This window comes from Massilia sp. Dwa41.01b (assembly GCF_014171775.1).
In the GTDB taxonomy this organism is placed as follows: Bacteria; Pseudomonadota; Gammaproteobacteria; order Burkholderiales; family Burkholderiaceae_D; genus Telluria.
The window spans coordinates 3,044,043-3,056,955 of the sequence record NZ_CP050454.1 but is presented as its reverse complement, the minus strand read 5'-3'; the positions used below and the strand labels follow the sequence as shown (position 1 = coordinate 3,056,955).

Genomic DNA, 12,913 nt, shown 5'->3' with positions numbered 1-12,913 from the left:
GGATTGGTCTCGTGAACCCTGTATTGCATGTGGAATCTGACCCTCATGACCTCACCATGCTGAACATAATTGAATGTATCAAATCCATTCAGTGCGAAGATCATTTCGCGTCCCGCGAAAAAAGAACGCAACGTGAGCGGGCATCGGTAGTAAAAGGATTTCAGCAAGCTGTCGTCCATGAGTTGGAAACGAATCTTGCGGAAGAATTCGTCTGGTCCCAGGAATACAAGCATCCGTCTGACAGGAAAGACGCAGTCGACATATTCGGCACAAGCCGCGACGCCCTCGTCGTTATCGAATTGGACGCGAACCGGGCAGATCAGGTGGCGAAGAAGTTCCTTTCACGATCGGCGATATTCGAAGGGAACAAAATCTACTACATTTCGCTGTGCTATCCGGGAACAGAGTACATGAGCGTAAAAGAGTGCATCAAGTATTTCGACTACTGTGCCAATCTCGCCAGGAGGCTCGGAAACGTCTATGCGGGCCTCCTCATTCAGAGGATATAGCAGCTGACTCGCGACCAGCATGCAGCAGCAAGCTGGAACGGTACGGTCATCGCCGGGGGGCGCTAGTTTGCAGACGCGCCATCGCAGCTCCTCAGCTTTCCGTCGGCCCCGGCACCGGAATTTCGCGATCCCCCAGCAGGATCTTGTCCGGCGTGATCGGCGTGCTGCGGATGCGCCGTCCCGTCGCATGGAAGATCGCGTTGGCAATCGCGGCCGAGGTAGAGACGATACCGATTTCGCCCACGCCCTTGGCGCCGAGCTGCTTGCTGACGACGCGGTCGTCCTCTTCGGCGAAGATCACCTCGATGTCGTGGATATCCGCATTCGTCGCCACGTGGTATTCGGCGAAATTGTGGTTCATGAAGCGGCCGAAACGGTGGTCGGTGAAGCTTTCTTCGTGCAGCGCGTGGCTGATGCCCCAGACCACGCCGCCGACGATCTGGCTGCGCGCGGTCTTGGTGTTGATGATGCGGCCGGCCGCCACCGCGTTGACGACGCGGGTGACGCGCACGATGCCGAGCTTCTCGTTGACGCGGACCTCGCAGAACACGGCCGAGTGCACGGCGCGGGTGAACTTGCGCTGCTTGAGCATCTGCGGCGTCATCAGGTATTTTTCCTCGACACGATCCACACCGCTTGATGCCAGCACGGCTTGCAAAGGGATGGCCGTGTCGGGGCGGCCGCGGATCATCAACGCGCCGTTTTCAAAAGCGATGTGCTTGGGACGCAGGTTCGCGAAGGGGCAACCGGGCATGCGCTGGGCCATGCGCACCAGCCGGATCTTGAGTTTGTCGCAGGCGCCGTGGACGCCGCCGCCGACGGTGGTCACGTGGGACGAGCCGCCTTCGACCGGCGCGAAGGGCAGGGTGGAGTCGCCCAGCTGGAAGGTCACCCGCTCCATCGGCAGGCCCAGGCTTTCGGCGGCGATCATGGCCATGACGGTATAGGTGCCGGTGCCGATGTCGGACGCCGCGCTGCTCACGACGAGGCGGCCATCGGCATGGAGAACGGCGCTCACGCGCGCCACCATGACCAGGGAATCCCACATGCCGGTGGCCATGCCCCAGCCGATCAGTTCATCGCCGTCGCGCATGGAGCGCGGCTCGATGGGCCGGCCCTCCCAGCCGAAGCGCTGCGCGCCCTTGTCGTAGCACTGGCTCAGCTCCTTGGAAGAGTAGGGCTTGTCTTCGAGCGGGTTGCGGTGGGCATAGTTGATGCGCCGTAGTTCCAGCGGGTCCATCCGCAGCTTGTAGGCCAGTTCGTCCATCGCCACCTCGAGCGCGTGCATGCCATGGGCGGCGCCGGGCGCGCGCATGTCGATCGGCGAGTGGCGGTCGTGCGCCACCAGCTGGTAGCCGAGCTTGATGTTGTCGCAGGCATAGAGCTGGCCGGACCAGTTCACCACCACCTCGACGTAATCCTCCAGGCGCGAGGTTTCCTGGATCGCCTCGTGCACGATGGCTTGCAGCTTGCCGTCCTCGCTGGCGGCCAGCTGGACTTTCTGCCAGGTTTCCGGACGGTGGCCGAAGCTGAACATCTGCTGGCGCGTCAGCACCACCCGCACCGGGCATTTCAGGTGCAGCGCGGCCATGACGGCCAGCGTCAGCTGGTACTGGGGACGCAAGCCGGAACCGAAGGCGCCGCCGACGTAGGGATTGCGCACGGTGACCTTTTCCTTCGGCAGGCCGAAGGCGCGCGAGACATACCAGCGGTTGTTCTGCGAGCTCTGGGTTTTGTCGTAGATGGTGAGGTGGCCATCCTCGCCGTAGAGCACCGTGGTGGCGTGCATTTCCATCGGGTTGTGGTGCTCGGGCCCATGGTAGAACTGCGATGCGATCTTCACCGGCGCGGCCTGGTAGGCCTTGGGCGCGTCGCCTTTCGAACTCGGCGGCGTGAATCCGGGCTTCAGTGCACGCGGCTTGTAGGCCTGGTCCAGGCTCGCAAGCAGGTTCGTCTCGTGGGCTTCTTCCTCGTAGCTCACTCTGACCAATTGGGCCGCATGGCGCGCGGCCTCGAAGTTGTCGGCCACTACCAGGGCAAGCGGCTGGCCGCTGTAGAACACCCGGTCGCTGAAGAGTGGGCGAAAGGGCGAGCCGGCGGGCGCCGTCATGTCCTTGTAGGCCAGGTCGTAGCTGCGGATCTTCGGGCGGTTCAGGTGCGTGAGCACCGCCACGACGCCGGGCACGGCCAGCGCCTCGGCGCTGTCGATGGCGGTGATGCGGCCGCGGGCGATGGTGCCGCTCACGACGACGCCATAGCGCAGTCCCGGCGCGTCGATCTCGGCGGCGTACTGCGCCTGCCCGGTTACCTTCGCATGGCCGTCCACCCGCGAGACCGGCATGCCACGCTGCACGCGGCCCGTGCCTTCCGGCGCTGTCGGCGTACGCAGTTCTGGAATCAGGTCGCTCATTGCGCTTCTCCGTGCTCGTTTTGGGCCGGGCTTGTTCCGCGCGTCGCGGCTTTCAATGCCTGGACGATGGTGTTGTGGGCCAGTGCCAGTTTGAAGTCGTTCTGGCCGTAGTCGCGGGCGCCGTGCAGGACGATGTCGGCGGCGGCGCTGAACGTTGCTTCCGTGGCGGGCTTGCCGGCGAGCGCCGCTTCGGCCTCCTCGACGACGCCAGGGTTTGTGGGCGACGCCGCCGAGGGCGATGCGGGCCGCGCGGATCGTGCCGGTGGCGCTGTCGATATCCAGGGCGGCGGCGCTCGATACCAGCGCGAAGGCATAGGACAAGCGGTCGCGCACCTTGATGTAGGCGCTGTGCGCAGCAAAGCGGTTCGCGTCGGGCAGGTCGATATGGGTAATCAGTTCGCCGGGCGCCAGCGTGTTGTCGTGCTCCGGATGGTCTCCCGGCAGGCGGTGGAATTCGGCGAAGGGGATGTCGCGTGCGCCGGTTGCGGAGCGCACGTGCACGACGGCGTCGAGTGCGCGCAGGGCCACGCACATGTCGGACGGGTGCGTCGCGATGCAACCCTCGCTGGTGCCGAGGATGGCGAGCTGGCGGTTCAGGCCCTTCTTCGCCGGGCAGCCGCTGCCGGGCTCGCGCTTGTTGCAAGGGGTGCCGAGATCGTAGAAGTAATAGCAGCGGGTGCGCTGCATCAGGTTGCCGCCGTTGGTCGCCATGTTGCGCAGCTGGGGCGAGGCGCCCGCCAGGATGGCCGCGCTGAGAAGCGGATAGCGGCTCTTCACCCGCTCGTCATAGGCCGTGTCGGCGTTGCGGGCCAGGGCGCCCAGGCGCAGGCCGCCGCCAGGGATGTCCTCGATGCGGTCCAGACCCAGCGCATTGATGTCGACCAGCCGGGCGGGGCGCATCACGCCTTCCTTCATCAGGTCGAGGAGGTTGGTGCCGCCCGCGATCGGGCGCGCGTCCCCGGCTTTACCTTCGGCCAGATGTGCCAGCGCGGCGTCGATGTCGCTTGCCCGGGTAAAGGTGAAGGGGTTCATGCGGCGTCCTTCCCGTTGGCGGCCGGCCGTTGTGCCGCGCCAGGCGCCTTCTCGATACGCATGACCTGCATCACGGCCTGCGTGATCTGCGGGTAGGCCCCGCAGCGGCAGATATTGCCGCTCATGAGCTCGCGCACCTCGTCTTTGGACTTCGCACGGCCTTCGGCGATCAGCCCCGCTGCCGAGCAGATCTGCCCCGGCGTGCAGTAGCCGCACTGGAAGGCGTCGCAGTCGATGAAGGCCTGCTGCAAGGGATGGAGGGCGTCGCCATCGGCCATGCCTTCGATGGTCGTGATGGCATGGCCATCCTGCATGACGGCGAGCGTCAGGCAGGAATTGATGCGCCTGCCGTCGACGAGGACCGTGCAGGCACCGCACTGGCCATGGTCGCAGCCTTTCTTGGTCCCCGACAGCTGCGCGCGTTCTCGCAGGAGGTCGAGCAGCGTCACCCAGGAGGGCACCGAGAAGTCCCGGTCCTGTCCGTTGATGCGTAACCGGATCGGGTATTCGTGTTGCGGGTCCATGGCTGTCCTTTCATTCCGGATCGCTCACGTTAACCAATAATCAAGTTCTGTTCGGTTCGTTCGCTCACGTATATCGCATCGGCCTTGACCGAGGAGCGCGGCGGCAACCGGGGTGGCTCGTAGCAGAATTGGCAAGTGGGTGTACGGCGCCAAGGACGGCCCCGCGCTCAGAAATGTAACTAACCAAAGAAGAGGACCAGCAAAACCACGACAGGCGAACGCCAACAAAACGAGACAAGACAGTAACACTCACCCAGGCGTCCAGGAGGAAGGTTCGCCCGGGTGAGGTCAGCGCCGTGCTCGGCGACCAGGCTGCACGTGGGCCCGCATGCGCTCCGGTCGCCCATGGCTCGAAGAGACATGCGGGTCATGCCGGACCGGCGAGCAGGTGCCGGTATGGCGCTGCCGTATCGGCGTCATGAGGTGCTCGAGAAGTCGCTCCTGCGTGCACCCAGCAGGGGTCATGCACCCAGCAGGGGTCAGGTCTGACATTTGGACACGAGCTCAACAGGAGGTGCATTCGAAGCAGCTCAACGGCACACAGCAGGGGTCAGGTCTGACATTTGGACACGAGCTCAACAGAAGGTGCATCCAAAGCAGCTCAGCAGGGGTCGGGTCTGGCATTTGGAAACAAGCTCAACCGGAAGCATTCCGTTCAGTGCTGTGGTGCGGGGAATGCAAGTTGCGGTATCAAAAGGCGCATGGACACGGTTAACCGTAAAAACGTAACTAACCAACAGACTGATGTCCGGCCACTTAAATGTCCATACGCTAACGAAACAAACGAAGCCAGCAAAATTTCACCCAAGCCACCAGGGAGGAGGGTCCGCGCCGACTCTGGCCAGTCTGGACCACCAGCAAAGGTCGGCCCTGGCCTGCCGCGCCACACGCTCCTGCGCCCGCTACAAAGGCAAGGCCGTCTCATACTTCACTTCCCGCAGCGCTACGCTGGTATTCAATTGCGACACCCCTGGCAACTTCAACAGCACGTTGTGCAACAGGTCGTGGTAGGCGTCCATGTCCGCCACCATCAGCTTGACGATGTAATCCGAGGTGCCAGTCACCTCGTAGCACTCCATCACCTCCCGGCACGCCTTCATCTGCGCCTCAAAAGTTTCGACGACGCCGGCCTCGTGGCGGGTGAGCGAGACGTGCAGCATGCACACCAGCCCGAGCTCGAGCTTGCGCCGCTCCAGGATGGCGGCGTAGCGCTTGATATAGCCGTTCTCTTCCAGCTCCTTCTGGCGCCGCCAGCAGGGTGAAGCCGACATGCCGACCTTCTCGGACAGCTCGTTGATGGAGAGGCGGGCGTTCCGCTGCAGTTCGCGGAGGATGCGCATCGATGCCTGGTCGAGGTTGTTTTTTTCCATTTAGGGGTAATGCGGGAAAAGGTTTGCCGGTTCCGGCACAACGGCCGGTAAGTTAGAAATGATATTTCTGGCATCAAGACTATCATGTTTCACCATGGAAGAGCTGTGGGCACAACCCGCGGCAGGCGGCACGCGACCCATCACAGCGCGGCGCCGCAGGACGATAAAAAGAGGAGACACATGGGTTCGATGCATGAAGAAGTCGCCGGCACCGGCGCAGCGGAACACAACACGGCCACGGCGCTGGTCGACCCGGGCTACCGCCTGGACGATAACCTGAAGCGCACGCAGGGCCGGGTTTTCCTCACCGGCACCCAGGCGCTGATCCGCCTGCCGGTGATGCAGAAGGCGCTGGACGAGCGCGCCGGCCTGAATACGGCCGGTTTCATTTCCGGCTACCGCGGTTCGCCCCTGGGCGCCGTCGACCAGGAAGCCTGGCGCGCCTCAAACATCCTGAAAGCCAACGCCATCGAATTCCTGCCGGCGATTAACGAAGAGCTGGGCGCCACCGCCGTGCTGGGCACCCAGCAGGTCGGGGGCGACCCGAACCGCACCGTCGACGGCGTCTTTGCCATCTGGTACGGCAAGGGCCCCGGCGTGGACCGCGCAGCCGACGCCCTCAAGCATGGCACGACCTACGGCTCGTCTCCCTACGGCGGCGTGCTGGTAGTGGCCGGCGACGACCACGGCTGCGTCTCGTCCTCGATGCCGCACCAGAGCGACCAGGTGCTCATGGCTTGGCACATGCCCATCGTGAACCCGGCGAATATCGAGGAATACCTGGAGTTCGGCCTGTACGGCTGGGCCCTGTCGCGCTTTTCCGGCGCCTGGGTCGGCTTCAAGGCGATTTCCGAGACGGTGGAGGGCGGCGCGGTCGTCGAGCTGCCGGAAATGCCCACTTTCCGTACGCCTGAAGACTACACGCCTCCAGGCGATGGCCTGCATTATCGCTGGCCCGACCTGCCCAGCCTGGCGCTCGAGCAGCGTACGGCCGAGAAGCTGACCGCCGTCCAGGCCTTCGCACGCGTGAATTCGATCGACAAGCTGGTCGTACCCGCGCCGAACGCCAGGCTGGGCATCATCGCCGCCGGCAAGGCCTATCTCGACCTGGTCGAGGCTTTGACGCGCATGGGACTGCCCCTTGACAAGCTGGAGGCCAACGGGCTGCGCCTGTACAAGCCTGGCCTGACCTATCCGCTCGAGCGCACCCGCCTGCACGCCTTCGCCGACGGGCTGAGCGAGCTGCTGGTGGTGGAAGAGAAGGGCGACGTTGTCGAGGGACAGATCAAGAGCCTGTTCTACAACCTGGCGCTTGATAAGCGTCCGCTCGTGATCGGCAAGCAGGATGCGGCCGGCATGCCGCTCCTGTCCGAGCTGGGCGAGCTGCGCCCATCGCGCATCGCGCCGGCCCTGGTGCGCTGGCTGGCTCCTAAACTGCCGGAGCTCGGCCTGGAACGATTCATGCCGCAGTTCTGCCGCGCCGACGTGCTGTCGAACGGCGCCGACGCCATCAAGCGCACGCCGTACTTCTGCTCGGGCTGCCCGCACAATACGTCGACGAAGGTGCCGGAAGGCAGCCGCGCGCTGGCCGGCATCGGCTGCCACTTCATGGCCAGCTGGATGAACCGTGACACGTTTACGCTCACGCAAATGGGCGGCGAGGGCGTGCCCTGGGTGGCGGCCTCGCGCTTCTCCCGCGAAAAGCACGTGTTCCAGAACCTGGGCGACGGCACCTATTACCACTCGGGCTACCTGGCCATCCGCCAGGCGATCGCCGCGCGCACCAACATCACCTACAAGATCCTCTACAACGATGCTGTCGCCATGACCGGCGGCCAGCCGGTGGACGGCAAGCTCACCGTGCCGCAGATCGTGCAGCAGGTGCTGAGCGAGGGCGCGGCCCACGCCGTCGTCGTCACCGACGAGCCGGGCAACTATGCCGGCATCGCGCTGCCCGGCGGCGTGCAGGTGCACCACCGCAGCGAACTCGATGCCATCCAGCGCCGGCTGCGCGAGATGGAGGGCGTGACCGTCCTCGTCTACGACCAGACCTGCGCCGCCGAGAAGCGCCGCCGCCGCAAGAAGAACAAGCCCGATAAAATCGTCTTCCCCGACCCGCAGCGGCGCATGGTGATCAACCCTGCCGTGTGCGAGGGCTGCGGCGACTGCGGCGTGCAGTCGAACTGCCTGTCGATCCTGCCGCTGGAAACCCCGCTGGGCCGCAAACGCCAGATCGACCAGGCTTCCTGCAACAAGGACTTCTCCTGCGTCGAAGGCTTCTGCCCGAGTTTCGTGTCCGTCATCGGCGGCAGCCTGAAGAAACCGTCTGCCGCCACGCTGGCCCAGGCCGAGCTGGAAAAGCTGCTGGCAGCCTACCCGCTGCCGACGCCGTTCGCTTTCGACAAACCCTTCGAGATGCTGGTCGCCGGCGTCGGCGGCACCGGCGTGGTCACGGTGGGCGCCCTGATCACGATGGCCGCCCACCTCGAAGGCAAGGGTGCCTCGACGCTGGACTTCACGGGCTTTGCCCAGAAGGGCGGCGCCGTGATGTCGCACGTGCGCGTGGCGCGCTCGCCCAAGGCGCTGCACCGGTACGGATCGACCTGCAGCAGGCCGACGCCATTCTCGCCTGCGACCTGGTCGTGGCCGCCATGCCCGATTCGCTTGCCGTCATGCGCCGCGGGCATACCCAGGTCATCGCCAACGAGAGCGAGATCCCGACCGCCGACTTCACCCGTAATCCCGATGCCGACGTGCGCCGCGAGGATCTGCTGGCGAAGATCATGGACGCCAACGGTGGCGCTTCGACGCTGCGCCTGAATGCGCCCGACATCGCCGCGCGCGTGCTGGGCGACCCGATCGGCGCCAACATCCTGCTGATGGGCGCGACCTGGCAGAAGGGGTTGGTGCCGGTGAGCCTGGAAGCGATCATGCGCGCCATCGAACTCAATAACGTCGCCGTCGAGATGAACAAGAAGGCCTTCCTGCTTGGACGCCTGGTCGCCGCCGACGCGGGGGCCGTCGACCGCCTGGCGCAGCCGGCCAGGGTGATCCAGTTCACGCCGCCTTCCTCCCTGCAGGACCTGGTCGCCTACCGCGTCGACCTGCTCACGCGCTACCAGGATGCCCGCTACGCCGAAACGTATCGTGCCGCCGTGGCGCGGGTGGAAGCGCGTGAAGTGGAGATCGAAGGCGAAGCGTCCAAGCGTGCCGTCAGCCGCGCGGTCGCGCGTGCGCTGTTCAAAGTCATGGCCTACAAGGACGAGTACGAGGTGGCACGCCTGCACCGCGATCCGGCCTTCCTGGAAGGCTTGCACAACCAGTTCGAAGGCGACTTCAAGCTCGAGTACCATCTGGCGCCGCCGCTGCTGGCACGCCGCAAGCCCGGCAGCGACGTGCCAGCCAAGATGCGCTTTGGTGGCTGGCTGCAGTCGGTGTTCGGCGTGCTGGCGCCCTTGAAGGTGCTGCGCGGGACGCCATTCGACGTCTTCGGCTACACGCACGAACGGCGCGAAGAGCGCAAGACGCGCGACGACTACCTGGCATTGGTCGAGACGATCGCCACCGGGCTCACCGCCCGCAACCGCGACTCAGCCCTGAAGCTGGCCCAGTTGCCGGAGTCGATCCGCGGCTTCGGCCACGTCAAGGCCGGCAACCTGGCCAAGGCAAAGGCGGAGACAGAACGGCTGCTGCAGGAGTTCACCTCGCCGTCGAAGGTGATCCATCTCGAGCGCGCGACCGGTCGTTAAGACGGCCCGGCACTCCGGCCCCGCCCGGTCTTCGTCAGGTACGCGTGTCCGCCCACGGTGGCTGACGCCTCGCGGTCTTCGTCACCGCGAGCCCGCGGCTTCGTCCGTAGGGTGGGCACCCCGTGCCCACGCGGACCCAAGGCACCGTTAGCCGCTCAGGCAACAGCCCCGCCAACGGATGTCATCCCCTTGCATGCCGCCAGCGCTCTGCTGCCAATCGCGTTCGCGGCCGGATCTGATCCGCGTGGGGCATTGAGGCCGATGGCCTCTCTGCCGGCTTCACCACGGGATGCCCACCCTACGGTTGCTGCCGCTGACGAGCGGTTGCGGCCGTCAGCGCCAGCTGAACGCCACCGCAACGTGCACAGCCGATCAGCCAAGCCCACCCCGCACGCCCACCCATGACAGCGTTCACCCGCGCCGCTATAATTTCCGTCTCCGTCGACGAGGAATGCGCCATGTCTCTGCTTGACCACCAGCTCGAACTGCTGTCGCCCGCCAAAACCGCCGAGATCGGCCGCGAGGCGATCCTGCATGGCGCCGATGCCGTCTACATCGGCGGCCCGGCCTTTGGCGCCCGCCACAATGCCAGCAACTCCCTCGAAGACATCGCCAGCCTGGTGCAGTTCGCGCACCGCTACCGCGCGCGCATTTTCGTCACGATGAACACAATCATGCACGACGCCGAGCTCGATCTGGCGCGCCAGCAGATCTGGCAGCTCTACGAAGCGGGTGTCGATGCGCTGATCGTCCAGGACATGGGCCTGCTGGAACTGGACCTGCCGCCGATCCAGCTGCACGCCAGTACCCAGTGCGACATCCGCACGGTGGAGAAGGCGAAGTTCCTCGGCGACGTCGGCTTCTCCCAGCTGGTGCTGGCGCGCGAGCTGACAGTCAAACAGATCCGCGAGATCCGTGCGCAGGTGGATACGCCGCTCGAGTACTTCATCCATGGCGCCCTGTGCGTCGCGTTCTCCGGGCAGTGCTATATCTCGCATGCGGACACGGGCCGCAGCGCCAACCGCGGCGACTGTTCCCAGGCCTGCCGCCTGCCCTACACGCTGACGGATGCGAAAGGCGGCGTCGTCGCCTACGACAAGCACCTGCTGTCGATGAAGGACAATGACCAGAGCCGCAACCTGGAAGCGCTGATCGACGCCGGCATCCGCTCCTTCAAGATCGAGGGCCGCTACAAGGACATGGGCTACGTGAAGAACATCACGGCCCACTACCGCCTCCTGCTCGACGAGATCCTCGAGCGCCGCGCCGGTTTCGTGCGCGCCGCCAGCGGACACACGCAAGTCTTTTTCACGCCGGACGTCGACAAGAACTTCAACCGCGGCCACACCGACTACTTCGCCCAAGGACGCCAGGAAGACATCGGCGCCTTCGATTCGCCGAAGTACCTCGGCGTGCTGGTCGGCGCCGTCACGAAAGTCGGCCCGGATTTCATCGAGATGATGACGGACGCGCCGCTGGCGAATGGCGACGGCCTGAACTACATGAACAAGCGCTCCAGCGTGGGCATCGGGGTCAACACGGTGCAGAAGCTGGGCGAGAGCGACGAGGGCCAGCGCTGGCGCGTGTTCCCGAACGAGCCGGTCAGCGCTTTGCCCGGCCTGAAACCGGGCACGCAGGTCCACCGCAACCGCGACCACCAATGGGAAGCGGCGCTGAACAAGCGCTCGGCCGACCGCAAGGTGTCCCTGCACCTGACGCTGTCGGAGCTCGATGGCGGTCTTGCATTGACCCTGCGCGACGAGGATGGCATCGAAACGAGAACGAGCGCGCAGCTGGCGCTGCAGCGCGCGCACAACGCCGAGCAGGCCGACGCCGCGCTGCGCACCAGCCTGACCAGGCTGGGCAACACGATGTTCGAAGCCGACGGCATCGCGCTGGAACTGTCGCAGCCCTGGTTCGTGCCGGCCGCCGCCATCAACGCGCTGCGCCGCGATGCGGTGGCGGCCCACGAGGCGGCGCGCCTGGCCGCCTGGGAGCGGCCGGAGCGCAAGGCACCAGCCGAGCCGCCCGCCGTCTATCCGGCAACCCAGCTGTCTTATCTCGCCAACGTCTACAACGAAAAGGCGAGGACGTTCTACCGCAAGCACGGCGTCGGCCTGATCGACGCGGCCTACGAGGCGCACCAGGAGCCGGGCGAGGTGTCGCTGATGATCACCAAGCACTGCCTGCGCTTCTCGTTCAACCTGTGCCCGAAGCAGGCCAAGGGCGTGCAGGGCGTGCAGGGCCAGGTCAAGGCCGAGCCGATGACCTTGAGCACCGGCGAGGACACCTACACGCTGCGCTTTGACTGCAAGCCTTGCGAGATGCACGTCGTCGGCGCGATGAAGCCCGGCATCCTGCGCTCGCCGCCGCCGTCCGCCGTGCCCTACAGCCCGCTGACCTTCCATCGGCGCCGGCCGGCATAAACAGGTCCGCGCTGGTCAGTCGCCGGGACGGGCTGCGCTGCGCAGGCGCGCCACGCGTTCCGCCGTCATCGGATGGGTGCTCGTGAAACTGTCGACCGCTTGCCAGAGCCAGTTCGGCGCATCTTCTTCGCTCTCTTCGTCAGCCAGGCCGCCCCCGTCGATGCGCTCGAGCAGGTCGGCCAGCGGCAGCGTCGAGATTCCCCGTTCCCGCAGCAGGGCGATCGCGTACTCGTCCGCTTCGGACTCCATGTCGCGCGAATAGCTCATGCTGGCAAACACGGCAGGCAAGCCGCCCACCGTGCTGAAGTCGCCGAACAGCGCCGCAGCCAATGCCGCGGACAGGGACGAACCGGCCAGGATGCGGGTGCCGTGGCGCATGCGCACGTGGCCGATCTCGTGGGCGAGCACGCCGGCCAGCTGCGCTTTCTGGGCGTCGCCGAATTCGCCAGCCTTGCCGACGACCAGGCGCACCATCAGGTCGGAGACGACGATGGTCCCGCCTGGCAGCGCAATGGCATTCGCACCCAGGCGGTCCGACTTGCGTACCAGCAGCCGTACCGGCGTGTCGGCCGGCGCTACCCGCGCCAGCGCCGCATGGACTTCGGCCAGCCACTCGTCGCTCAGGCGGCTGTCCTGCAGCGTGCGGCTGGCGTGCAGGGCCTTGAGGGCACTCTCGCCCAGGGTCTCGTCGACCGAGGGCGGCAGCGCGGCGGCGATATGGACGGTCGCGGCGGGCACGCCCCAGAACAGCGTCGCCAGGATGAGCGACACCAGCAGTACCAGCGCCAGCAGGGCGGCCCGGTATGCCGGGACAGGCGCACCACGCGCGATGGCCGGTAGCCGAGCGCCACGCGCAGTGCCGTGCCGGTGCCCGCGTCGGCCACTTCGCAGCG

Annotated in this window: 6 protein-coding genes and 2 pseudogenes; 3 read left to right on the top strand and 5 right to left on the bottom strand. The window is 65.7% G+C overall.

Annotation, left to right across the window (positions count from 1 at the left end; translation table 11 throughout):
• Positions 1 to 11 precede the first annotated feature (11 nt).
• Positions 12 to 509, top strand: a complete 498-nt coding sequence (locus tag G4G28_RS13990) for a hypothetical protein (RefSeq protein WP_182988729.1) — start codon at positions 12 to 14, stop codon at positions 507 to 509.
• 91 nt (positions 510 to 600) lie between these two features.
• Here the strand turns inward: G4G28_RS13990 and G4G28_RS13985 are convergent, their stop codons facing one another.
• From G4G28_RS13985 to G4G28_RS13970, 4 genes and pseudogenes are all read right to left on the bottom strand, one after another.
• Entirely contained in the window at positions 601 to 2,919 is a 2,319-nt protein-coding gene (locus G4G28_RS13985; RefSeq protein WP_182988728.1) for a xanthine dehydrogenase family protein molybdopterin-binding subunit, read from the bottom strand.
• Between the two features lie 429 nt (positions 2,920 to 3,348).
• Positions 3,349 to 3,951: pseudogene (locus tag G4G28_RS13980) on the bottom strand (xanthine dehydrogenase family protein subunit M); the annotation flags it as partial.
• Positions 3,948 to 4,475: a (2Fe-2S)-binding protein gene (locus tag G4G28_RS13975; RefSeq protein WP_182988727.1), complete on the bottom strand. Its 528-nt coding sequence runs from the start codon at positions 4,473 to 4,475 to the stop codon at positions 3,948 to 3,950. The gene G4G28_RS13975 and the pseudogene G4G28_RS13980, both read right to left, overlap by 4 nt.
• Positions 4,476 to 5,377: 902 nt before the next feature.
• Entirely contained in the window at positions 5,378 to 5,845 is a 468-nt protein-coding gene (locus G4G28_RS13970) for an Lrp/AsnC family transcriptional regulator (RefSeq protein ID WP_182988726.1), read from the bottom strand.
• A gap of 189 nt (positions 5,846 to 6,034) precedes the next feature.
• On the opposite strand from G4G28_RS13970, the pseudogene G4G28_RS13965 reads away from it, so the two are divergent.
• A pseudogene (locus G4G28_RS13965) lies at positions 6,035 to 9,594 on the top strand (indolepyruvate ferredoxin oxidoreductase family protein).
• 458 nt (positions 9,595 to 10,052) lie between these two features.
• Positions 10,053 to 12,020: a U32 family peptidase gene (locus tag G4G28_RS13960; RefSeq protein WP_183107493.1), complete on the top strand. Its 1,968-nt coding sequence runs from the start codon at positions 10,053 to 10,055 to the stop codon at positions 12,018 to 12,020.
• A 15-nt stretch (positions 12,021 to 12,035) separates the two neighbouring features.
• Here G4G28_RS13960 and G4G28_RS13955 read toward each other — a convergent pair whose 3' ends face one another.
• Entirely contained in the window at positions 12,036 to 12,791 is a 756-nt protein-coding gene (locus G4G28_RS13955) for a M48 family metallopeptidase (RefSeq protein WP_183107492.1), read from the bottom strand.
• Between the last annotated feature and the right edge of the window lie 122 nt (positions 12,792 to 12,913).